The organism is Kribbella italica, from assembly GCF_014205135.1.
In the GTDB taxonomy this organism is placed as follows: Bacteria; Actinomycetota; Actinomycetes; order Propionibacteriales; family Kribbellaceae; genus Kribbella; species Kribbella italica.
In genome coordinates this window covers 4,611,092-4,631,895 of sequence record NZ_JACHMY010000001.1, presented here as the reverse complement: position 1 = coordinate 4,631,895, position 20,804 = coordinate 4,611,092, and the positions used below count along the sequence as shown (strand labels likewise).

Here is a 20,804-nt window from a genome sequence, read left to right as displayed (position 1 = left end):
TGCTCTCACGCGAGGTCAAGAAGCTAATCCGTATTAGCTAAGGTATTTGCTTGATTACCGGTCAGTGTTTCATGGTCTCGGGGCCAGGTGGGCACTGGAGCTGTATGAAGCATGACTGGTTCCTGACCACCGCCGAGCGCGGCAACCCGGCGACCGAGATCGACCGGGACGGTGCCTGGACCGAGGGCAACCTGGTCCGCCCGCTCGTGCACGGTTCGGCGTACTTCGCCCGCCTGTACGACGAGCTGTGCGCGCTGTCGAAAGGCGACCAGGTCTACTTCACCGACTGGCGCGGGGACCACGACGAGGCGCTGACCGACGACGGCACGACCGTCGGTGAGGTGCTCTGCGACCTCGCACGCTCCGGCGTCGAGGTCCGCGGGCTGCTCTGGCGGTCGCACTCGGATCACGTCAGCTTCAACGCGCAGCAGAACCAGCGGCTCGGCACCGAGCTCAACGAGGCGGGCGCGGAGGTGCTGCTCGACCAGCGCGTACGGCGGTTGGCATCGCATCACCAGAAGCTCTTCGTGATCCGGCACCGGGGTGACCCGGCGGCCGATGTCGCCTTCGTCGGCGGGATCGATCTGTCGCACCAGCGGCGGGACGACGCTTCCCATCGCGGGGATCCGCAGCAGGCGCCGATGGATCCGCGGTACGGGGCGCGGACGCCGTGGCACGACGTGGCGCTGGAGATCCGGGGGCCGGTGGTCGGGGATCTCTTGCGGTGCTTCGTGGAACGGTGGGACGACCCGCATCCGCTGGACCGGCGCACGCCGTACCGGCTGCTGGTGCAGCGGCTCGCGCGGATGCCGCGGCATCCTTCGACGTTGCCGGAGGCGTTTCCTGATCCGCCGGTGGCCGGGCGGAGCGCCGTCCAGGTGTTGCGGACGTACGCGCACAAGCATCCCGGGTTCCCGTTCGCGCCGCGGGGTGAGTACAGCGTTGCGCGCGGGTATCTGAAGGCCTTGCGGCGGGCGCGGTCGTTGATCTACATCGAGGACCAGTACTTCTGGTCGCGCGATGTGGCGGCCGCGTTGCAGGAGGCGCTGGACCGGTCGCCTTCGTTGCGGGTGATCGTGGTCGTGCCGAGATTTCCTGATGCGGACGGGCGGTTCAGCGGGCCTCCGGCGCTGGACGGGCAGCGGCGGGCGTTGGAGCTGCTGCGGTCGGATCGGGTTGCCGTGTACGACTTGGAGAACGCTGACAGCGTGCCGATCTACGTGCACGCGAAGGTGTGCATCGTCGACGACGAGTGGTTCGCGTGTGGGTCGGACAACTTCAACCGGCGGTCGTGGACGAACGACAGCGAGCTCACGTGCGCGGTGGTTGCGCCGGACGTCGCCCGCTCGTTGCGGGCCGAGCTGTGGTCGGAGCATCTGGGATCCGGAGCCGAACTCGATCCGGTGGCCGGCTTCGATGCTTGGCGGCGTACGGCGTCGGCTTTGGACGCCTGGCACGCGGACGGTCGCTCGGGGGACCGGCCCGGCGGGCAGATTCGTTGTCATCGGCCCGCAGATGTGAGCCGTTGGCAACGGGTTTGGGCTCGGCCGATCTTCGACCACGTCTACGACCCGGACGGGCGGCCCTTGGCGATGCGGCGTCGTGGGGCTTACTGAGTCGACAGGGCCGGAGCGGGTGGGGTGAGATGGCGCGATGAGGATGCACGCGGGTGAGGCGGAGATCGACGAGCTGCTGGTGGGGCGGCTGGTCGCTGGGCAGTTCCCGGCGTGGGCGGGGCTGGCGGTGCGTGAGATTCCGTCGAGTGGGACGGTCAACGCGATGTACCGGCTGGGGGAGGAGCTGACGGTTCGGCTGCCGCTGGTCGAGGGTGGGGTGAGCGACATCGCGAAGGAGCACGCGTGGGTGCCGCGGTTGGCGCCGTACTTGCCGGTGGAGGTGCCGCTGCCGGTGGGGCTGGGGGAGCCGTCGGCGGAGTATCCGTGGCCTTGGTCGGTGAATCGGTGGATCACGGGTGAGGTGCCCTCGACGGGGGATGCTGCGCTGGGCCGGGAGTTGGGTGGTTTGGTTCAGGCTTTCCGTGCGGTGGATCTGCCCGACGCGCCTGCTGCCTATCGGGGTGGTCCTCTGCAGTTGCAGGACGCCGAGACCCGCAACGCGCTCGAGCAGCTCGAAGGGGCCATCGACACGTCTGCTGCGCTGGCCGCTTGGGAAGCGGGCCTTGCCGTTCTGCAGACCGAGCCCGATCTCTGGCTGCACGCCGATCTGATGCCCGCCAACCTGCTGGTGCGCGAGGGCCGGTTGGCCGCCGTACTGGACTTCGGCTGTGTCGGCACCGGCGATCCGGCCTGCGACCTCATCCCTGCCTGGAACCTGCTGCCAGCCTCCGAGCGCGACGTCTTCCGCTCCGTCGTCGAAGCTGACGACGCGCAGTGGATCCGCGGCCGGGCGAGGGCGCTTTCGATGGCGCTCATCCAGCTCCCGTACTACCGCGAGACCAATCCCGGCATCGCCGCCAACGCGCAGCACGTCATCGACGAGGTCCTCATCGACTTCGCGAGCTGAACGCGGTGGGTGGGGTGTGCAGTTGGTGGATGATCTGGGTCGCGCACTCGGTGGGTGTCTGCTCGTCGGTGTGGACCTCGACGTCGTACTGCATCGCCTGGTGTACCTGCGGGAACTGCAGCGCGGCGCGGCCGATGGTTCGGTTGCCTCGGGCTCGTTCACGGCGTTCCAGCTCGGGGAGGGCGCAGTGGACGCCGACGAAGTAGACCGGGAAACCGGCGAAGACCTCCAGGCAGTCGGCCAGGCGCCAGCGTTCGCCGAGGATGTGGTCGACGACGACGTCGTTGCCCGCTGACGCCATCCCTGCGACCACCCGGTGGAAGCCGAGGACGGTGCGCTGGAAGATCGGCAGGAACTCCTCGTCCGTCCAGTCGTGCCGCGAGCGCGCACGGTGGAAGTGGTCGACCGCGAGGTGGTACCACGGTCCGTCGAGCGTGCGCAGGAGCTCCTCCGCGACCGTCGATTTACCGGAGCTGGAGGTCCCGTTCAGGAACACCACCCGGCCGAGTGGCGGATCGGTTGCCCCGGGCAGCAGCTCGTGCGTCGCGATGGTCATGGGGTCATCATTTCGTGAAATGGGTCCGCAGCTTTTCGACGTACGGCTCCTTGACCTGGGGAGTGGGGGCGGGTTGGGTGGGCGGGTGAGTGAGCTGCGGATGGTTGTGGTGGAGGCGGGGGACGACCGGCTGGTCGAGGACTGGCGGGAGGTGCACAACGCGATCATCCCGACGGCGCCGTTGTCCACCGACGACGTCCGGGAACGGGCCGGGCGCAACCATCTCGAGGTCCTGTACGCCGACGACGTCGCGGTCGGGTGCTCGACGGTGCGGCCGCCGGAGGACTCGCCGGCCGTGACGGTGATCGCGCGCGTACTTCCGGCGTACCGGCAGCGTGGGTACGGCGAGCAGCTGTACCGCCGCGGGCTCGCGACGGCCGAGTCGCTGGGCGCGACGGACGTCGAGACGATCGTGCTCGCGAGCAACGCCGAGGGGCTGCACTTCGCGCAGCGGCACGGGTTCGTGGAGATCGACCGGTACGTGCTGCCGGGGGACACGATTCCGTTCGTCGATCTGCGGCTGAGCTCGCACAGCTGGCTCTCCGTGGCCGATGCCGCGCACATCGACGCGGTCCGCGCGGATCCGGGCCAGTACGGCGACCTGCTGCACCTGGCGCTGGAGGCGATCGCGTATCCGGTCGACGAGGGCGTCGGCGGTACGGCGACGCGGGCGCGCGTCGTACTCCACGACGACGGCTCGATCGAGGTCTCGGACGACGGCCGTGGCACTCACGTCCGCTTCGACGACGACGGCGTACCGATGGTGAAGCCGATCATGGCGACGCGCGACCTGCGCTTCTTCGGCGATCCGTCGGCGCAGCTCCTGCCCGACGGCCGCCCACGCAACGGCATGTCGGTGGTCGTCGCGCTCAGCGCGTGGGCGATCCACACCAACCACCGGACCGAGGGCAGCTGGACGCGCCGCTACGAGTACGGCGTACCGCGCGGGCCGTTGGTGTCGCTGCCGGCCGCTTCGACGACCGGTACGACGGTGCACTTTCGGCCGGATCCCGAGCTGTTCGCCGAGAAGCTGACCGTCGACGGGCTCGCCAAGGCCTGCGAGGGCTTCGCGCCGTCGATCCCGATCGAGATCACCACCGCATGATCAGCTGTCCCGGGAGCTGAGGACGCAGAACTCGTTGCCCTCGGGGTCGGCCAGGACGGTCCAGCTCGGGCCGTCCGGCTGGCCGACGTCGACGCGGCGGGCGCCCAGCCCCAACAGCCGGGCGATCTCGGCGTCGCGGTCCTGGCTTGTGTGCGGCGCGAAGTCCAGGTGCAGCCGGTTCTTCACCGCCTTGCCCTCCGGAACCGGCACGAACACGATGCCCGGCCCGACCCGCTCCCACGGCGTCTCCCGCATCGCCTGCTCGTCCACCCACGACGGGATGATCACGCACTCGTCGTCGGTCTCGATGATCAGGCGCCAGTCCAGCGCCTCGGCCCACCACGCCGCCTGCGCCTTCACGTCGGCACAGTCCACCACCACGGAGTACCACCGCAATGCCATCTCGCCCTCCTCGACTTCGATTGCGGCGATCCTGCCAGGCGGCACCCCCGGTTTTCAGACCAGGTCGAGGAGCTTGCGCGTCGGGCGGGCGGTGATCCGCCAGTCGCCGTACAGGCCGAGGGCGTCGTCGGTGGTGCAACGCAGCGCGAGGTAGACCCAACCGAGCTCGCCGTCCACGCGCTCGGTGAACCCTGCCGCGACCTCGAACAGCTCGCCGCCGCACGGGCAGACCGCCCGCTGGACCTCGGCCCAGTCGGTCCCAGCGAGCATCACCCAGGGCCGGTCGCAGCCGGCGCAACGTCGTACGGCGTACCCGTTGTCGTCGTCGATCCCGACCACGAACACCGAGTCCCCGCACCCGTCGCACCGGGCCGGCACGATCTCGCTCACCTGCCCGTGCGAGAAGGCCACCAGGAACTCCGCGAGATCCGAACTCACCGACCCCCGCCACCACGGACTACGCCGCTCGATCACCATCCGCAGAGGATGCCAGCCGACCGTTCCCACGCCTCGGCGACGGGCCGTAACCGAACGGTTTCAGTCCGTACGAGATGCGACCGTACCAGCGCGACCGCTAGAGATTATCAAAACCAGAAGATCTCTTCGCGAAGAATTCTTCTGGGTTAGGCTGGGGCCCATGAATGATCAGACGCCGGCGGGCGACATCGTCCTGGATGTGGCCGCACTGCGGGTCCTCGCTCACCCGATGCGACTGACTTTGCTGGAGCACCTGCGGCAGCGTGGTCCTGCGACGGCGCGACAGCTCGCGGAGCACTACGAGATCGACTCTGGCGCAGCGAGTTACCACCTGCGGCAGCTGGCAGACGGGGGTCTGATCGAAGAGGACACCCAGCGTGGGACCAGGCGCGACCGCTGGTGGCAGGCTCGGCATCGGTCATCGATTCACGATCCTGCAAGCGGTGGTCCTGGCGAGCGAGAGGACAGCCGCGGATACCTGCATGCGGTTCTGCTCGCGTACAGCGAGCAGTTGCGACGGTTGGCATACACCGCGCCGCTGCTGCCCGACGAGTGGTACGAGGCGTCGACGTTCAGCAACTACACGCTGCGATTGACCCCGGCCGAACTCAACGAACTGAAGTCAGAGCTGGCTGCGGTCGTCGAGAAGCACCGCCGCCACGACGACGAAGCTGGAACGCCAGTAGCCCTTCAGCTGCACGGGTTTCCACTACTCGAGCCGGACGATGACGCGTAGCGGCACGACGCACCCGGCTGCCTACCGGGACAGCAACGTCCTGCGCTGGGCGACGGCCTACACCGCATCAGTCAGCGGTGACGTCGTCTTCTTTCTGACCCTGTCCTGGGCGGTGACCCGCCTTGCCGGGCCGGCTCAGGTCGGCGCCGTACTGGCCGTCGGAGCCATTCCTCGGGCGCTGCTGATGCTGGTCGGCGGAGTGATCGCCGACCGGTACGGACCGCGCCGAGTGGTGATCGGCAGCGACTTCGCCCGCTGCGTGCTCATCGTCGGCGCTGCCGCGCTGATGCAGTTCACCGGGGGCGGGCTGCCGATGCTGTACGCCGTAGCGCTGGTCTTCGGCGTGATCGACGCGCTGTTCATGCCTGCCGTGGGGGCCTTGGCGGGCCGGCTCACCGATCCAGGACAACTCGGCCGGGTGCAGGGACTGCGGGTCCTGGCGGTCCGGGTCAGCAATGCGGTCGGTCCGATGATCGCCGCGATCGTGTTGACTGCCGCCGGAGTCGCCGCGGGCTTCGGTCTGGCCGGGCTGCTGTTCAGCTTGTCCTTCGGTCTCCTCCTTGCCGTCCGCCTGAACCGGGGACAGACCGCCGAGCCATCGACCGGCTCACCGTTGGACGACCTCCGGGACGGGCTGCGGTACCTACGACGAAACCGGCCACTGGCTCGTCTCGTCGTGGTCGTCGCGCTGAGCGAGCTGTGCTTCAGCGGTCCGGTCGGAATCGGTCTGGTCCTACTGACCGCGGAACGGCATTGGGGTCCGGCCATCCTCGGCTGGGCCCTGAGCGTGTTCAGCATCGGAGGTGCAGTCAGCGGAATTCTGCTCACCGTTCTGGCTCGCGTCCCGCGAGCGGGGGTCGCGCTCGCGGGCACCCTGACCGCGACCGCCGTACTGGTCGGCGCCCTGGGCCAGGTGACCACGGCCGGCGCCCTGATCGCCGGTTCCGCCGCGCTCGGTGCGATCAGCGGCGCGGCGATGGCTATCGGCAACGCCCTGCTCCAACGCACGACCGAACCTCGGTACCTCGGCAGGGTCGGCGCGGTGACGTCCCTGTGCACCCTCGGCCTGAGCCCCCTGCTCTACCCGGTCACCGGCCTGGTCGCGGCTGCTTGGGGAACAGGCGTCTTCTTCGCCGGATGCGCCGTCGTGTGCCTGCTGGCCGCGGTCACTGCCGCGACGGCCAAAGCGATCCGCGACTCCGAACTCTGATGCCGTTGGCGGAGGCGCACACCTCAGCTCACTTGTCCGACCAGATGACCCGCTCGGCGAAGGCACCGCGTTCCGCTGCCTTCGTCGAGCGGATCCGCTCGATCTCCTCCGCGCTCGAGCCGAGGTCGACAGCCAGCGCACGGACGACCTCCAGTACGTCGGCCAGTTCCTCCAGCGCCGCCTCGCGCTCGGCCTCGCCCTCGCTGAGGAACTCGTCGACCTCCTCGACCAGCTTGTCGCGCAGCCGCCGCCGGTACTCGTCGGGCTCGGCGCGGTAGACGATCGCCTCCTCGCCCTTCGCGCGAATGATCTCCGGCATCCGGTCCCTCACGAGTTTGCGCACCGGGCTATTTCAGCAGGTCGAGTACCTCGGCGGCAGCGTCCCCTCCAGCAGGTACGCCGTGATCTTCGCCCGCGCGCACGGCGAGTTGAAGAACGCGGTGTGCCCGAAGGCGTTCGCGACCACGAGCCGGCTGCCGCGGATCTGCCGGGCGAGGCCGCGGGCGCCGGTGACCGGCGTCGATGGGTCGTCGCTGGTCGACGTGATCAGGATGGGCGGCGCGTCCTTGACCGGCGTCGGCTGCCACGGGTTGCTCGGCGGGATCGGCCAGCCGGAGCACGCGGCCGCGATCGCCCAGCCCTCGACGGCCGCGCCGACGCGTGGGGCGATCCGCTTCGCCGCGGCCAGTCGCGCCCTCGCATCGGCGTACCCGCTGAGCTCGCCGGGGAAGTCCATGCACGACACCGCCGCGTACGCCGTGTCGTTGCCGCCGACGTAGCTCACCTCGGCGAACAGCGACGCATCGCCGCCGACCGCCTGCGCGATCCCGTCGGCGAGCTCGGCCCAGGCGTCGCCGGCGAGGTCGGTCTTCGGCAGCAGATCCGGCAACGCCATCCGGATCGTGTCGCCGTCGACCGGTTCGTGCCCTTCGACCGGGATCGGCCGCCGGTCGGCCCGCGCGACCAGCCGGTCCCACACCGCGCCGACGTCCTGCCCGTGCAGGGCGCACGTGGCATCCGCCGAGCACCAGCGGGCGAATCGGTTGAACCCGTCCTCCATCACCTTCGCCTCGTCGAGCATCAGCCGCGTCGACCCCTGCGCGTGATCGAGGATCCCGTCGATCACCATCCGGCCGACCCGGCGCGGAAACAGTTGCGCGTACGTCGTACCGAGGAACGATCCGTACGACAGGCCGAGGAAGTTCAACTTCGCTTCACCAAGACCGTTGCGTAGGGCATCCATGTCGCGGGCGACTGTTCGGGTGTCGAGGTTGCGCATCAGCTCGCCGTGTTGCTCGAGGCACGCATTTCCCGTGGCCCGGCTCGAGGCAACCATCGCGTCGTACTCGCGCTTGGTCTTCGGGAACACCGGTACGCCGGCGCGCAGTACCGGCCCGCAGTCCAGATCACTCGACTTCCCCGTGCCCCGAGGATCGAAGCTCACCAGGTCGTACCGCTCCCGCAACTCCGGCAGCAACCGATCCGCGACCCCGTTCTCGAACAACGACCCACCCGGCGACCCCGGCCCACCCGGGTTGAACACCAGTGTTCCCACCTTCCGCCCCTTCGCCGGCACCCGCGAGACAAACACCTCCGTCGTCGCCCCACTCGGCCTCCCCCAGTCCAGGGGCACCTTCAACACGCCACACTCCACGGCTCCCGCCGCCCCGCACGCCTCCCACTCGATCCCACCCGAAGCCGCCGCGGTCCCCCCACTCAACCCCGCCGCAACCATGCCCACAGCAACAACCACCCCAACAATTCGCATGCCCAGAACGTAGGCGCCGACGGCGTACCGCTACATCCGCCGCAAGTAGCCCCCAGCCCCTATCCCAAAGTCGGGTACGGCGTCCACGCGATGTCGGCGGCGTACTGGGTCTTCAGCTCCGCGAGGCGAGGGGCGACGTCGGGCCATGGACCCAGGTTGAACTCCTCGGTGAGCGCTTCGAGGAGGAAGACCCGTTCGGGCTCCTCGGAGAGTTGCTGGGCCTGCAGTTCCTCGATCATCGTCTCGCGGAAGTCGTAGGCGAGGGGGTCGAGGTGGTAGCCCGTCCGGCAGCCGAGGGCGAGGAACTCGGCCAGGCTGGTGCCGACGACGTGGTTGGGCTCGTCGGCCAGCGGGACGCAGAGGACGATCGTGGTGGTCGGGGCGTCGGCCGGGCCGAAGAGCGCGCAGAAGTGGACACCGTCGACGCCGGTCGAACCGAACGTGATCGCGTTGCGGGGGCTGTTGACGTACTCGCTCCAGCCGTCACCCGGGTCGTCGGGCGGCTCCAGGAACAGGCCGGCGAAGCCGAGCACCGTCGACGGGTCTTCGGGGTCGCTGAACACGTCGGAGTGCGGGTGCGCCGTGGTCAGTCGCTCGGCGAGGTTCCAGAGGCGGGTCCAGTCCTGGCGGAAGCTCGTGGGTACGTCGGGCATGCCCGGATGATCTCAATCAATGAGGTCGGAGAAGAGGTCAAGAACTGGCCGCTACTCCTTCTAGAGTTGTCGTATGACGACAAACGAGCAGACCGTGACCGGTGAGCGCGCCGACATCCTCGACTTCCTCGCGAAGCACCGCTACTTCTTGCGGCACACCGCCGAGGGGCTCACCGACGAGCAGGCGAACACCCGCAGCACGGTCAGCGCGCTGACGGTTGGCGGGCTGATCAAGCATGTGACCACGGTCGAGCAGCACTGGGCCGACTTCGCTCGCGACGGCAAGGGCGAGGACGTGACCGACGTCGAGTACACGCCGGAGTTCGTGGCCGAGTGGGAGAACAAGTTCCGGCTGGCTGAAGGGGAGACGCTGGCCGGCGTACTGGCGGAGTACGAGAAGGTCGCGGCCGAGACCGACGAGCTGGTGAAGATCCTCGATCTCGACGCGAGCCACGAGCTCCCGACCGCGCCGTGGCAGCCGGCGGGTGTCTTCTGGTCGGTACGCCGGGTGTTCCTGCACATCGTCGCCGAGACCGCCCAGCACGCCGGCCACGCGGACATCATCCGCGAGACGATCGACGGTCAGAAGTCGATGGGCTGAGCAACCCTCGACGCACCGGCCTGGCGGTGGAGCGGGTTTGCTGGTGCGGTTCTGAGGTGGGCCGCCCTCGCTCGCCGGGGGTGGCGGCGAGGGCGGCCTGGGGTCAGCCGACGCCGATGACGGTGATTTCGGAGGCGCCGCCCTGGGCTGACGTGCAGGTGGCCCAGGTGGTCTGGCGGAGGGGGACGATGGGCGACCGGACGTAGGCGCCGGTCTTGTCGCAACGGACTCTGATCTGGAAACGCGGGTGACCGTTGGCTTCCACGCACCGGCCGAAACCGGTCAGGCCCGCGCCGGTCGAGCGCCAGACCTCGCAGTCGACCGCGGCAACGGTGGCCGGGGCGGCCTGGGCGGTCGTGACGGGCAGGGCGACGGCGGCGGCCGTGACCAGCAGGGACAGGGCACCAAGGGCGATCGGGCGCATGAATCCTCCAGCTCGATGGGCGAAAATCCCGGCCAATCTACCTGCCGACGCCCCTGGGCACTCGCGCGCGAGTGTTCGGACCCCTTCGGCGGCCAGAGGCCGATGGGCCGAACTCATCCAGCACCACCGGCGTCAACCAGGGCATGCCAGGCGATCAGCGAACGCGATACCTGTACGTCGTACGACACGCCGAAGCTCTGCCGGACGGCAGCGGCCTGACCGACCGAGGCCGCGAGCAGGCCGCGCTCCTCGGCCGGCGGCTGCAGGACATCCCCTTCGCGACCGTCCACCACGGCCCGCTCCCACGTGCAGTCCAGACCGCGCAGCTGGTCAAGCAGCAACTCGCGGTGGACGTCCCGCTGGAGGTCTCGGAACTCGCCGGGGACTACGTCCCGTACGTACCGAAGAAGGACGAGCTCCCAACGGACTCAGCCGACCACCTGCTCCGCTTCGTGCAACAGTCCTCGCCCGAGGAACTGGAGCACGGCCCCGAGTTGGCACGCCTCGCGCTGGCCAGGTTCACCGGCCCGGCCGACAGCGAGCAGCCCGAACTCCTCGTCACCCACAACTTCCTGATCGCCTGGCTCGTCACCCAAGCACTGGACGCGCCGCCCTGGCGCTGGCTCACCCTCGCCCACTGCAACGCCGCGCTGACGGTCCTCCGCTACACCCCAGGCCGGCCGTCATCCGTCCTTGTCTACAACGACATGCAGCACCTCCCCGCCGCCCTCCGCTGGACCGGCTTCCCACCAGGTCCGCGCGTCTGAGCCGCCCCGATCGCCCGCCGGTACGGCGTACGACACCGGTACGGCGTACGAGGGCACGCGCCGACGCCGGCGCCACGAACCGCGCCGCCGCCCCGAACCGCGCCGCCGCCCCGAACCGCGCCGGCGCCCCGAACCGCGCCAACGCCGACGCCCCGAACCGCGCCGACATCGGGTCTGCCAAGCCTGCAGATCCCCATACCGCAAGGGCGTCGCCCGCAGCGGACAACGCCCCCCTCGCAGTCAGGCGCCGCTAGGGCCGGTCATGAACTTGCGAACATCCTGGGCGCACCGGCAAGCGCCGGCGATCTTCGCGGCCCACCCCAGAGCGGCCTCGCGATCGGCGACATCCACGATCAGTACGCCGCCGATGAGTTCCCTGCCCTCGGCGTAGGGGCCGTCGGTGACCACGCCGTCGACGGCAACCACGGCATGCTGGACGTCGCCGTCGTCGTAACTCAGTCCGTCGGAGAAGACGAGCACCCCGGCGTCCTCGACCTCCGCGCACACCGCCCGGGCGGCCTTACCCACGTCGGGCCAGTCCTCCGCCGCGATGTGGTCCATCGCGCCCTTCTCGAACGAGATCAGGTACGCCGTCATCTCAGAACCGCCGGAACGGGAAGAACTCGCGCACGTCCTGCGCGCACCGGCACGCGGCCGCGGTCTTGGCGGCCCACTTCAGCGCGTCGTCGAAGGTGGGGACATCGACGATCAGTACGCCGCCGAGCAGCTCCTTGCTCTCCGGGTACGGCCCGTCGGTGACCACGCCGTCCCGCCCCACGGTCGCGTGCTGCTGCCGGTAGTCCAGCCCACCACTGAACACGAACACCCCCGCGTCCTTCGCCTCCTGGATCACCGCGTGCCCGGCATCCGCCACCGCGGGCAGCTCCTCCTCGGTCGCGTCCATCGTGCCGTCGTCGAACGAGATCAGGTAGTGCGTCATCTCACCGCTCCTCCTCCCGGCGACCGCCCCGGCCGCCTCTCACCCGTACTACGAACACCCACCCCACAATCCGACACGCTACCCAGTTTCCTCGGACCCCAGCGCGATGAAACAAGAGAAGGGCGCCGCAGCTGCGGCGCCCTTCCAGGTCGAGCGTCAGGCCGGGAACGGCACGCCCGTGTTGCTGTGGCAGCGGTAGCCGTTGGGGTTCTTGGCCAGGTACTGCTGGTGGTAGCCCTCGGCGTAGTAGTACGAGTCCAGCGGGGCGATCTCCGTGGTGATGTCGCCGTAGCCGCGGGGCTTGATGACCGGGGCGTAGAGGTCGCGGGTGCGCTCGGCCTCGAGACGCTGGTCCTCGGTCGTGTAGTAGATCGCGGAGCGGTACTGGGAGCCCAGGTCGTTGCCCTGACGCATGCCCTGGGTCGGGTCGTGGGTCTCCCAGAAGACCTTCAGCAGGTCGGTGAAGGTGGTCTTGGTCGGGTCGTAGACGACGCGGACGGCCTCGGTGTGGCCGGTTCCGCCGGTGCAGACCTCCTCGTACGTCGGGTTGGGGCTGTACCCACCCGCGTAGCCGACGGCGGTGGTGTAGACGCCGGGCTGCTGCCAGAAGATCTCCTCGGTCCCCCAGAAGCAGCCGGTGCCGAACCAGACCTCGGCGAGGCCCTCGGGCACCGGCGCCGTCTGCGGCGTACCGAGCACGATGTTGTCCGCCGGGACGGCGTAGCCGGGCTCCGGGCGGCCGGGCAGTGCGGCCGACGGCTCGACCAGAGCGGTGTTGCGCTTGAAGAACGACATCTCACGCCTCTCGCTGAATGACTTTCATAGTGTCTCAACGCGGCCCCAGGAGCGAACCTTCCCGGCCGGGATTACGTCGTGATGACGTCAGGCGATCAGGGCGGCCGCCGTACGGCGGGCCGGACCGCGCTCGGTCAGTTGCCCGTACGACGCCGCCAGCAGCTCCACGGAGTGACGCAGCGTGTCCGGATCCTGCGTGTACGGCAGCCGCATGAACGTCTCCAGACCGCCCTCGGGCGAGAACCGCGACCCGGCCACCAGCAGTACGCCGTTACGCTGCGCGACCCCGACCAGCGAAGACCCGACCGCCGCCGGCAGCTCGCACCACATCGACAGCCCGCCGCCGGGCAGGGTGAACTTCCAGTCCGGCAGCACCGCCCGCAGCGCCGAGGCCAGCGCGTCCCGCCGCTCCCGCAGCCCGGCCCGCCGTTCCGGCAGAATCGCTGAACGCTCCCGCAGCAGCCGCGCGACAACGAGCTGCTCGAGCACCGGCGCCCCCAGATCCATCGACGCTCGCGCGTCCAGGATCCGCGCGACCAGCGTCTCCGGCACCCGCAGCCAGCCGATCCGCAGCCCGCCCCAGAACGACTTGCTCACCGACCCGACGGTGATCACGCCGCCCGGATCGAAGGAAGCGAACGGCGGCGGCATCTCCTGCCCGTCCAGCGGCAGCTCGTACAGGGTCTCGTCGATGATCGCCGTCGTCCGGCTGCGCGCGAACGCGATCGCCAGCCGCTGCCGGTCCGCGGCGGGCATCAGCCGGCCGGTCGGGTTCTGAAAATCGACCACCAGCCAGGCGGCGCGCGGCGCGGTCTGCCTGATCGTTGCCTCTAGCAACGGGAGGTCCCAGCCGCCGGGGCTCATCGGCGCGGCCACGACGCGCGCGCCGCTGCGCCGGATCGAGTCGACCGAGTTCGGGTGGGTCGGGCTCTCGGTCAGCACCCGGTCGCCGATCTGCGTCATCGCCCGGACCGCGATCGCCGTTGCCGCCAGCGCGCCCGCCGTGACGACGATCTGGTCCGCGGACGTCGGCAGTCCGCGAGCCTCGTACGACGCCGCGATCTCCTCGCGCAGCTCCGGCAGTCCCTGCGGGTGATAGCCGGGCGTCGCCAGATGGTGCGGCAGGTCCTCCATCGCCGCGGCAACCGCCGTACTGATGCCCGGTACGGCGGGCGAGGCCGCGCAGGTGAAGTCGTACAGCCCGTCCGTGTCGATCCCCGGCGCGTGGTGCCGCCCGAGCTCGGGCTCGATCCGCGACGGCAGCGCGGTCACGCTGCCGGATCCGCGCCGGCTGATCAGGTACCCGCGGTCGCGCAGTTCGCGGTACGCCGAGGCGACCGTCGTACGGCTGACACCGAGCGCGTCGGTCAGCTCGCGCTCGCTCGGCAGCCGGGAGCCGGGCATGATCCGCCCGTCCGCGATCAGCAGGCGGAGGCGCTCGGCCAGAGCCCGGTACGCCGGTCCGCCGGCGTCGGACCATGCTCCGAGCAGGCCGCTCAGGGTGCTCGCGGGGAGTTGTTGGCCAGTCATGCAGTCCACTATTCCTCAATTGGCTATCGATCACCAGGCCACTGGCACCGAAACTGGATCCTGTGACCGCCACCGCAGAACCCGCCACGCCTCCTCGCGCCCTCGCCGCGCTGAACCCGATCGAGCAGCTTCGGGCCGGTCGTCTGCCGCGCCGCTTGATCCAGCTGTACGTCGGACTGGTCCTGTACGGCGCCTCGATGGGCCTGATGATCGAGAGCCACCTCGGCCTGGACCCGTGGGACGTGCTGCACTCGGGCATCACCGAGCACCTGCCGCTGACCTTCGGCACGGTGGTGATCGCGATGAGCTTCGTCGTACTGCTGTTCTGGATCCCGCTGCGCCAGTGGCCGGGGCTCGGCACGATCAGCAATGCGATCGTGATCGGCCTGGTCACGGATCTGACGCTCTCGCTCGTGCCGACGCCGGACGCACTCTGGGTGCGGATCCTGTACCTGACCATCGGTGGGATCGTGCTGAACGCGCTCGCGGGTGCGCTCTACATCGGCGCCCAGTTCGGGCCGGGGCCGCGCGACGGGATGATGACGGGCTTGGTACGGCGTACTGGGCTGAGCGTGCGGCTGGTCCGGACGAGCATCGAGGTGACGGTGCTTGCTGTGGGCTGGCTGCTCGGAGGGGTGGTCGGGCTGGGGACTGTTGCCTACGCGCTGGCGATCGGTCCGCTGGTGCATGTGCTGCTGCCGATCTTCACCGTGCGACTGCCGGAGCGTGTGAGGTCCTAGGCTCGGCCGGGCCTGAGTCAGTGAGCTGTGTGCAACACCTCGCGGACCGGGCCCGTCAGTCGAAACGGGTCGGGCGGCAGCCTTCGAGTTCGGGTACCGGCCGATTCGTGAGGATCTCGGACGCGGCGAGGCGGCCGACGGCGGCGGCCAGGGTGATTCCGGAGTGCATCACGGCGACGTACAGGCCCTGGGTGCCGGCCGGTGTGCCGATGATCGGTTCGTCGTCGACGGGCATCGGTCGCCAGCCGATCTCGACGGAGAGGATCCCGGCGTCGCCGGCGCCCTTGAAGGAGGCGGCGAACCGGTCGCGGACACGCTTCGCGGTCTCGAGCAGTGCGGCCTGATCGGTCTCGCCTGTGTAGGCCGTGGGAGCCAGGACCGTGCCGTCGTCCAGTTGCCGGGCCTCCAGCGACGGCGTCGCGATGATCGCCCGGACCAGGCCGGGCGTCGCGCGTAAGCGGACGAGGATCGCGGGCGACGGCTCGACCGGCAGCGTGACACCGACCCCGGCGCAGAGGGCGACGCTGCCCGTACCGGCGGCCAGTACGACGGTCGACGCGGCGACAGTTCCGGCGGACGTCCGTACGCCGGTGATCGTGCCTGCCTCGTGCTCGACGGCGATCGCCTGCGTGCCTGCCATCAATCGCGCGCCTCGGTCGCGCGCGGTGGCGGTCAGGAGTTCGCTCGCCGCGACCGGGTCGAACGCCGCGTCCTCGGGGTGGTGGATGGCTTCGGCCGGGGGATCGACGAGCTGCGGCTCCAGCGCGTGGACGTTGTCGGTGGTCGTCCCGGGGGAGTCGTCGAAGCCGTCCCAGACCAGTGAACCCGTCCAGCGGATCGACAGCCCGGGAAGCTCCGCCTCCAGGCGCCGGTACTCGTCCAGTGCGAGGTAGCGCAGGGGCGCGGAGGGCCGGTCGCTGCTGACGGGTCGGCCGATCCAGGCGAAGGAAGCCCGGGTCACGCCTGAACCGGGCAGGCCCGCGTCGATCAGTGTGACCGGCCGGCCCTGTCCGCTCAGGTGGTACGCCAGCGAGGACCCGACGATGCCGGCCCCGACCACGACAATGCTGCGCTCCGCCATGCTGTTCGTTGTAGCAGGGGAAGCAATGTGGCGACACCGAGTTTCGGCACCCAGACACAGCGAAGCCCGGACCGTCGCCGGTCCGGGCTTCGCTGCGCAGGACCCCTCAGCCTGCGGCTCTTCGGGTCAGCCGACCGGCTCCAGCGTCCGGTCCTCGGCGGTCGGCTGCTTGGTCTTCAGCTTGCGCGGCCACCACGCCTTCGTACCGAGCAGGGCGGTGACGCTGGGCACCAGGAAGATCGACATCACGAACGCGGAGATCGCGATCCCGACGGCGACCGAGAAGCCCATCTCGGTGAGCAGTGCCATCCCGGCCAGCATCAGCGAGGAGAACGTGCCGGCCAGGATCAGGCCGGCCGCCGCGACCGACGGGCCGCCGTGCTCGATCGCGAGGTCGGCCGCGGTCCGTGGATCGGTACCTTCCTCGGCTTCCTCGCGCAGCCGGGCGATCATCAGGATGTTGTAGTCGGTGCCGATGGCAACGACGAACAGGTAGAGCATGATCGGCAGCGAGAACGACACCCCGGCGTGGCCGGCGGCGCCCTGGAAGACCAGGACCGTGGCGCCCGTCGTACTGAAGAAGCTCAGCACCACCGCGATCATCAGCACCAGCGGCGCCAGCAGACTGCGCAGCAGCAGCGCCAGGATGATCGCGATCAGGCCGCCGGCGACCGGGAAGATCACCGACAGGTCGCGGCTGTTGGCGTCGCGGATGTCGGTGTACGACGAGGTCACGCCGCCGAGCAGGGTCGTCGTACCGGCGGGGGCGTCGGCGTGTGCCGCGTCCTTCAGGGCGCCGTCGACCAGGTCGAGAGACTCCGACGCGTACGGCGCTCCGTCCAGTACGACGTTGATCTGGGCAACGGATTTGTCCCCGTTCAGCAGCGCGGGGGAGCCGTCGGCCGCGGCGGGCAGGACCGCGCCGACGCCGTCGACCTGCGCGAGCTTGCCGGCGTACTGCTTCAGCTCGGCCGGGTCGAGCGGGCTGCCGTCGGTGCTCTTCACGTAGACGGTCGTGGGGTTCAGCGCGCCGGCCGGGAAGCCGGTCTGCAGGTCCTTGATCGCGCGGGCCGACTCGGTGTCGGCCGGCAGCTGGGCGAACGCGTCGTAGTCGATCTTCATCCCGAGCGTGCCGAGCGCGAGCGCGACCATGATGCCGCCGGAGATCGTCGCGACCAGGGCCGGACGCTTGGCGGTGAACTTGCCGAACCGCTTGAACATCGCGCCCTTCGGCGTCTTCTGCCACGACTTCGACGGCCAGAACACCTTCGGGCCGAGCAGCGAGACGACCGCCGGGATCAGCGTGATCGCCGCGAACGCCATCACCGCGACGGCGATCGCCAGGCCCGGGCCGAGGCTCTTGAACCCGCCGAAGACCGCCAGCAGCAGCGCGCTGAACGAGACCACGATCGCGCCGGCCGCGGAGACGATCACCTCGGCGACCCGGCCGGCCGCGGTGATCAGGGCCTGCTTCGGCTCCTCGCCGGCGCGCAGGCGTTCGCGGTACCGGAAGAGCAGGAACAGGATGTAGTCGGTGCCCACGCCGTACAGGACGACGGTCAGGATGGTCTGCAGGTCCTGGGTGACCTGCAGGTCGAACGCCTTGGCGGCCAGGGCGATCAGGCCGGGCGCGATCGCGCTGACCAGGCCGACGGTGAGGATCGGCAGCAGCGCCGCGACCGGGCTGCGGTAGATGAACAGCAGCAGTCCGACGATCAGGACGAGGGTCGCGACGCCGACCACGACGAACGCGTTCTCGAAGGCGTCCTGGTTGTCGAGGTAGAGCGCGGCGTCGCCGGTCACGCCGTACTGCAGTCCGCTGTCGGCGAGCGCGGGCCCGGCGAGGTCACGGACCTTCTGTACGGCGTCGAGCACGGCCTGGTCGTCGGCCAGACCCTTGAGGCCGACGCTGACCAGCTGGACCTGCTTGTTCGGCGAGAGGGCCTGGGGGCCGGAGACCGCGGCGGTGACGCGGTCGATCTTCGCGTCGGTGATCGCCTTCGCGAGGCCGGTCACCTCGGCCTGGTCGGCCGCGGACAGCTCGCCGCCGGCGGTCCGCTTGACCACGATGCTCGCGGTCGCGTCGTTGGTCTGGCCGAACGCGTCGGACGCCAGCTTCTGCGCCTGGACCGACTCGTAGGAGTCGGGCAGGAAGCTGGCCTGGTCCTTGCTGGTGACGTCGGCGAGCGTCGGCGCGAAGGCGAGCACGGCGACCGCCGCGATCACCCAGGCGGCGATCACCTTCCACGGGTGGTGGACGACGAACCGTCCGAGTCGGTTGAACACGGGGAGCCCCTTCTGCCGTGCCGGTCTCTACCTGCCGGTCGGTTGGTAGACTACCTGCCGCACGGTAGGCTGGCAAAGTGAGAAAGTGGTGACATGCAGCACGAGACCAGGGCCCGCGACACCAAGGGCGAGATCCACCGGGCGGCGCTCGAGCTGTTCAGCGGGCAGGGGTACGAGAAGACCAGCCTGCGGGAGATCGCCGAGCAGGTCGGGATCACCAAGGCGTCGCTGTACTACCACTACTCGTCGAAGCAGGACCTGCTGAAGGCGATCATCGGGACGTTCTTCGACGACATCAACGAGGTCCTGCTGCGGATCGAGACCGTCGAGTGGTCGCGCGAGACCGAGCAGGAGCTGCTCAGCGAGTACCTGGACGTGGTGATCAAGCACCGCGGGACCGGGCCGACCGTCCTGCGCGACGTCGCGGCGATCCTCGCGGCCTTCGGCGACGACCTCGACGACCTGATCGGGCGCAGCCGCGCCTTCCAGCTGTGGCTGGCCGGGCCTGCGCCGTCTGCTCGCGACCGCGTGGTCGCGGCTGCTGCTGTGGAGGTGGTTGGCGCGGTGCTGTCGTCGGGTCTGGAGCCGGCGCAGCTTGGTGACGCCGAGCTCCGGCAGACGCTCCTGGAAGCAGCCACCGCGGTGCTGTCGGGGCGGCGGAACGTGTCTTTCTGAGTTTTCTTGTACGCCGGGGTGGTTGCGGTCGGCGGCGATGCGGCCGGGGAGGTCGCGGGGGCTGAGGCCGCGGCGGCCGTGAAGAGCGAGGAGTAGGGCGCGCTCGACTACACCACCAAGCGGGCCGGATTACCACGGCCGACCCGCGCACAGCACCACCAGCGACCCGCACCACGGGCCGCACGCCGCAGCAGCAGGGGTGGGTCCGCGCACAGCCCAGACCTACGCCTCGCTAGTTCCGGCCGCCGCGGGCTCAGCCCCCGCGACCTCCCCGGCCGCGTCACCCCGGCCCCAACCACCCCGGGCGACCCGCACACTTCACCACCAGCGACGCCACCACCTGCCCCACGCAGCACCACGGGTCCGTCCGCGCACAACCCGGGCCCATGGTGGGCGGGCTCGCTTGGTGCTGTGGTCGGGCCCGCCTGTGGTGGGCGGGCCCGTTGGTCGTGCTGTGTCAGTCCCGGGTCTGGGTGGACTCGGGGCCTTCCTTCTTGGTGTGGAGGCCGGGGGCCGACTCGGCTGCGCTCGGGGTTGCCTGGCCGGTAGCGGCGGGTGGGCGGATCGAGTTGGCATCGGCGTTCGGGCCCAGGACCCAGGCCGCGTGCTGGCTGGCGGCGACGCTCTGTGCGCCGGCTTCGACGGCCGGGCCGCCGGGCTTCTCGACGGTGGCGCCTGCCTCGGCGGGGAGCTTTCCGGCCAGCTCCACGAACTCGGCCAGTCTCGCCGCGCGCTGGTCCTGCGGCACGGTGACGGCTTCGATGGCCTTCGAGATGGCCAGCAGTTGGGCCTTCTGGCCGAGTGCCTGGTCCGGAGAGGTGAGGCTGGGGTCGGAGCGGTTCACGGCGAACGCGGCGAGCGCAGCGCTGGCCCTCGCGGCCGCTCGGCTCATCTGCTGGTTGCCGTACGCCACCGCCTGGTCCACCTTGCCGCCGGTCCAGTCCGCGGCCTGCGACAGCTTGTTGTCGGCCGCCTGCACCAAAGGCGTGACCTTCTCGTTGGCCCACGCCTGACCCCGGGCCACCTGCTTCGCCACCTGCTCGCCGGCGGCGGCCTTGCCCGCCTGCATCTTGGACCAGGCCCAGCGGCCGGCCGACGCCAGCGCCTTGCCCGTACCGTTCACCAGAGCCCTGCCGGCGTCGCGCGCCAAGCTCCGCCCGCGGTCGCGAGCCTGGACCGTCGCCTCACGGACCGGCGCGCTCAACTCACCTGCCTGCGGCGCGGGACCGGCAGCCGCCTGCCGACCGGCAGTCGACCCGTCGGCGCGGTGGCGACCACCCTGCGACTGGTTCAGCGCCCGGTCGGTGCTGGTCAGCCGCTGAGCCGCCTGCGAAATCCGGGCGAACGTGTTGCGGATGCCGCGGATGCACTTGGCGACCGCGTTGATCATCGGAGCGACGGCCTTGACCGCGTTCACCACGTGGTTCATCGCCTGCTGCTGAGCAGGGGTCATCGGCCCGAGCGACTTGAGGGCCTCGTCGGACAGGCCCGGCCGCGCGGCGGTTTCCGGACCCTGGTTCGGTGTGCTCATCGAA

At 70.0% G+C, this 20,804-nt stretch carries 23 protein-coding genes; 9 read left to right on the top strand and 14 right to left on the bottom strand.

Annotated elements, in window-relative coordinates; translation table 11 throughout:
* The first annotated feature begins 104 nt into the window (after positions 1–104).
* Both HDA39_RS21425 and HDA39_RS21420 read left to right on the top strand, forming a co-directional pair.
* On the top strand, positions 105–1,616 hold the full coding sequence (locus tag HDA39_RS21425) for a phospholipase D family protein (RefSeq protein WP_238356117.1): 1,512 nt from the start codon (positions 105–107) through the stop codon (positions 1,614–1,616).
* Positions 1,617–1,653: 37 nt separating this feature from the next.
* Positions 1,654–2,523, top strand: coding sequence for an aminoglycoside phosphotransferase family protein (locus tag HDA39_RS21420; RefSeq protein ID WP_202893083.1), 870 nt, complete (start codon positions 1,654–1,656; stop codon positions 2,521–2,523).
* On the opposite strand, the gene HDA39_RS21415 is transcribed toward HDA39_RS21420, so the two are convergent.
* Positions 2,504–3,079 carry a chloramphenicol phosphotransferase CPT family protein gene (locus HDA39_RS21415; protein ID WP_184797702.1) on the bottom strand — a complete coding sequence of 192 codons (576 nt, stop codon included), beginning with the start codon at positions 3,077–3,079 and terminating at the stop codon, positions 2,504–2,506. The genes HDA39_RS21420 and HDA39_RS21415 overlap by 20 nt on opposite strands.
* Before the next feature lie 19 nt (positions 3,080–3,098).
* On the opposite strand from HDA39_RS21415, the gene HDA39_RS21410 reads away from it, so the two are divergent.
* A complete protein-coding gene (locus tag HDA39_RS21410; protein WP_238356116.1) occupies positions 3,099–4,184 on the top strand; it encodes a GNAT family N-acetyltransferase in 1,086 nt (361 codons plus the stop codon).
* Here the strand turns inward: HDA39_RS21410 and HDA39_RS21405 are convergent, their stop codons facing one another.
* Together HDA39_RS21405 and HDA39_RS21400 are read right to left on the bottom strand one after the other, a co-directional pair.
* The gene (locus HDA39_RS21405) at positions 4,185–4,586 is read right to left on the bottom strand and encodes a VOC family protein (protein WP_184797700.1); all 402 of its coding nucleotides are present in this window, start codon (positions 4,584–4,586) and stop codon (positions 4,185–4,187) included.
* Positions 4,587–4,640: 54 nt separating this feature from the next.
* Complete coding sequence (locus HDA39_RS21400; protein WP_184797698.1) at positions 4,641–5,063, bottom strand: hypothetical protein; 423 nt, start codon at positions 5,061–5,063, stop codon at positions 4,641–4,643.
* A 160-nt stretch (positions 5,064–5,223) separates the two neighbouring features.
* Between HDA39_RS21400 and HDA39_RS21395 the strand changes: the two genes are divergently transcribed.
* Positions 5,224–5,799: a winged helix-turn-helix domain-containing protein gene (locus tag HDA39_RS21395; protein ID WP_184797696.1), complete on the top strand. Its 576-nt coding sequence runs from the start codon at positions 5,224–5,226 to the stop codon at positions 5,797–5,799.
* Positions 5,789–7,009 (top strand): MFS transporter, encoded by a 1,221-nt coding sequence (locus tag HDA39_RS21390; protein ID WP_184797694.1) that lies wholly within the window; start codon positions 5,789–5,791, stop codon positions 7,007–7,009. Before HDA39_RS21395 ends, HDA39_RS21390 begins: the two co-directional genes overlap by 11 nt.
* 28 nt (positions 7,010–7,037) lie before the next feature.
* On the opposite strand, the gene HDA39_RS21385 is transcribed toward HDA39_RS21390, so the two are convergent.
* The 3 genes from HDA39_RS21385 to HDA39_RS21375 form a co-directional block, all read right to left on the bottom strand.
* Positions 7,038–7,352, bottom strand: a complete 315-nt coding sequence (locus HDA39_RS21385; RefSeq protein WP_337925836.1) for a nucleoside triphosphate pyrophosphohydrolase — start codon at positions 7,350–7,352, stop codon at positions 7,038–7,040.
* 9 nt (positions 7,353–7,361) lie between these two features.
* Complete coding sequence (locus HDA39_RS21380; RefSeq protein ID WP_184797692.1) at positions 7,362–8,564, bottom strand: alpha/beta fold hydrolase; 1,203 nt, start codon at positions 8,562–8,564, stop codon at positions 7,362–7,364.
* Positions 8,565–8,836: 272 nt separating this feature from the next.
* A complete protein-coding gene (locus HDA39_RS21375) occupies positions 8,837–9,430 on the bottom strand; it encodes a hypothetical protein (RefSeq protein WP_184797690.1) in 594 nt (197 codons plus the stop codon).
* Between the two features lie 73 nt (positions 9,431–9,503).
* Here HDA39_RS21375 and HDA39_RS21370 point away from each other — a divergent pair, with 73 nt between their 5' ends.
* Entirely contained in the window at positions 9,504–10,031 is a 528-nt protein-coding gene (locus tag HDA39_RS21370; RefSeq protein ID WP_184797688.1) for a DinB family protein, read from the top strand.
* A gap of 103 nt (positions 10,032–10,134) precedes the next feature.
* Here HDA39_RS21370 and HDA39_RS21365 read toward each other — a convergent pair whose 3' ends face one another.
* The gene (locus HDA39_RS21365) at positions 10,135–10,455 is read right to left on the bottom strand and encodes a hypothetical protein (protein ID WP_184797686.1); all 321 of its coding nucleotides are present in this window, start codon (positions 10,453–10,455) and stop codon (positions 10,135–10,137) included.
* A 143-nt stretch (positions 10,456–10,598) separates the two neighbouring features.
* Here HDA39_RS21365 and HDA39_RS21360 point away from each other — a divergent pair, with 143 nt between their 5' ends.
* The gene (locus HDA39_RS21360; RefSeq protein WP_184797684.1) at positions 10,599–11,222 is read left to right on the top strand and encodes a histidine phosphatase family protein; all 624 of its coding nucleotides are present in this window, start codon (positions 10,599–10,601) and stop codon (positions 11,220–11,222) included.
* 240 nt (positions 11,223–11,462) lie between these two features.
* On the opposite strand, the gene HDA39_RS21355 is transcribed toward HDA39_RS21360, so the two are convergent.
* From HDA39_RS21355 to yczR, 4 genes are all read right to left on the bottom strand, one after another.
* Entirely contained in the window at positions 11,463–11,819 is a 357-nt protein-coding gene (locus tag HDA39_RS21355; RefSeq protein WP_184797682.1) for a YciI family protein, read from the bottom strand.
* 1 nt (position 11,820) lies between these two features.
* Positions 11,821–12,162 (bottom strand): YciI family protein, encoded by a 342-nt coding sequence (locus HDA39_RS21350; protein ID WP_184797680.1) that lies wholly within the window; start codon positions 12,160–12,162, stop codon positions 11,821–11,823.
* Between the two features lie 156 nt (positions 12,163–12,318).
* On the bottom strand, positions 12,319–12,957 hold the full coding sequence (gene msrA / locus HDA39_RS21345; RefSeq protein WP_184797678.1) for a peptide-methionine (S)-S-oxide reductase MsrA: 639 nt from the start codon (positions 12,955–12,957) through the stop codon (positions 12,319–12,321).
* 87 nt (positions 12,958–13,044) lie between these two features.
* Positions 13,045–14,487, bottom strand: a complete 1,443-nt coding sequence (gene yczR / locus HDA39_RS21340; protein WP_184797676.1) for a MocR-like transcription factor YczR — start codon at positions 14,485–14,487, stop codon at positions 13,045–13,047.
* A 62-nt stretch (positions 14,488–14,549) separates the two neighbouring features.
* On the opposite strand from yczR, the gene yczE reads away from it, so the two are divergent.
* Positions 14,550–15,227: a membrane protein YczE gene (yczE, locus tag HDA39_RS21335; protein ID WP_184797674.1), complete on the top strand. Its 678-nt coding sequence runs from the start codon at positions 14,550–14,552 to the stop codon at positions 15,225–15,227.
* 55 nt (positions 15,228–15,282) lie between these two features.
* Here the strand turns inward: yczE and HDA39_RS21330 are convergent, their stop codons facing one another.
* Positions 15,283–16,308 (bottom strand): NAD(P)/FAD-dependent oxidoreductase, encoded by a 1,026-nt coding sequence (locus HDA39_RS21330; protein ID WP_184797672.1) that lies wholly within the window; start codon positions 16,306–16,308, stop codon positions 15,283–15,285.
* 126 nt (positions 16,309–16,434) lie between these two features.
* A complete protein-coding gene (locus HDA39_RS21325) occupies positions 16,435–18,594 on the bottom strand; it encodes an MMPL family transporter (protein ID WP_184797670.1) in 2,160 nt (719 codons plus the stop codon).
* A gap of 93 nt (positions 18,595–18,687) precedes the next feature.
* On the opposite strand from HDA39_RS21325, the gene HDA39_RS21320 reads away from it, so the two are divergent.
* Positions 18,688–19,269 carry a TetR/AcrR family transcriptional regulator gene (locus tag HDA39_RS21320; RefSeq protein WP_184797668.1) on the top strand — a complete coding sequence of 194 codons (582 nt, stop codon included), beginning with the start codon at positions 18,688–18,690 and terminating at the stop codon, positions 19,267–19,269.
* A 457-nt stretch (positions 19,270–19,726) separates the two neighbouring features.
* Here HDA39_RS21320 and HDA39_RS21315 read toward each other — a convergent pair whose 3' ends face one another.
* Entirely contained in the window at positions 19,727–20,800 is a 1,074-nt protein-coding gene (locus HDA39_RS21315; RefSeq protein WP_184797667.1) for a hypothetical protein, read from the bottom strand.
* Between the last annotated feature and the right edge of the window lie 4 nt (positions 20,801–20,804).

Bases quoted from the DNA above. Each gene is read 5' to 3' on its own strand.
- msrA (WP_184797678.1), bottom strand. From the start codon at position 12,957: ATGTCGTTCTTCAAGCGCAACACCGCTCTGGTCGAGCCGTCGGCCGCA.
- HDA39_RS21360 (WP_184797684.1), top strand. From the start codon at position 10,599: ATGCCAGGCGATCAGCGAACGCGATACCTGTACGTCGTACGACACGCC.
- HDA39_RS21365 (WP_184797686.1), bottom strand. From the start codon at position 10,455: ATGCGCCCGATCGCCCTTGGTGCCCTGTCCCTGCTGGTCACGGCCGCC.
- HDA39_RS21370 (WP_184797688.1), top strand. From the start codon at position 9,504: ATGACGACAAACGAGCAGACCGTGACCGGTGAGCGCGCCGACATCCTC.
- HDA39_RS21390 (WP_184797694.1), top strand. From the start codon at position 5,789: ATGACGCGTAGCGGCACGACGCACCCGGCTGCCTACCGGGACAGCAAC.
- HDA39_RS21395 (WP_184797696.1), top strand. From the start codon at position 5,224: ATGAATGATCAGACGCCGGCGGGCGACATCGTCCTGGATGTGGCCGCA.
- HDA39_RS21375 (WP_184797690.1), bottom strand. From the start codon at position 9,430: ATGCCCGACGTACCCACGAGCTTCCGCCAGGACTGGACCCGCCTCTGG.
- HDA39_RS21315 (WP_184797667.1), bottom strand. From the start codon at position 20,800: ATGAGCACACCGAACCAGGGTCCGGAAACCGCCGCGCGGCCGGGCCTG.
- HDA39_RS21425 (WP_238356117.1), top strand. From the start codon at position 105: ATGAAGCATGACTGGTTCCTGACCACCGCCGAGCGCGGCAACCCGGCG.
- HDA39_RS21415 (WP_184797702.1), bottom strand. From the start codon at position 3,079: ATGACCATCGCGACGCACGAGCTGCTGCCCGGGGCAACCGATCCGCCA.
- yczR (WP_184797676.1), bottom strand. From the start codon at position 14,487: ATGACTGGCCAACAACTCCCCGCGAGCACCCTGAGCGGCCTGCTCGGA.
- HDA39_RS21405 (WP_184797700.1), bottom strand. From the start codon at position 4,586: ATGGCATTGCGGTGGTACTCCGTGGTGGTGGACTGTGCCGACGTGAAG.
- HDA39_RS21400 (WP_184797698.1), bottom strand. From the start codon at position 5,063: ATGGTGATCGAGCGGCGTAGTCCGTGGTGGCGGGGGTCGGTGAGTTCG.
- HDA39_RS21355 (WP_184797682.1), bottom strand. From the start codon at position 11,819: ATGACGGCGTACCTGATCTCGTTCGAGAAGGGCGCGATGGACCACATC.
- HDA39_RS21420 (WP_202893083.1), top strand. From the start codon at position 1,654: ATGAGGATGCACGCGGGTGAGGCGGAGATCGACGAGCTGCTGGTGGGG.
- HDA39_RS21320 (WP_184797668.1), top strand. From the start codon at position 18,688: ATGCAGCACGAGACCAGGGCCCGCGACACCAAGGGCGAGATCCACCGG.
- HDA39_RS21410 (WP_238356116.1), top strand. From the start codon at position 3,099: ATGGGTCCGCAGCTTTTCGACGTACGGCTCCTTGACCTGGGGAGTGGG.
- HDA39_RS21330 (WP_184797672.1), bottom strand. From the start codon at position 16,308: ATGGCGGAGCGCAGCATTGTCGTGGTCGGGGCCGGCATCGTCGGGTCC.
- HDA39_RS21350 (WP_184797680.1), bottom strand. From the start codon at position 12,162: ATGACGCACTACCTGATCTCGTTCGACGACGGCACGATGGACGCGACC.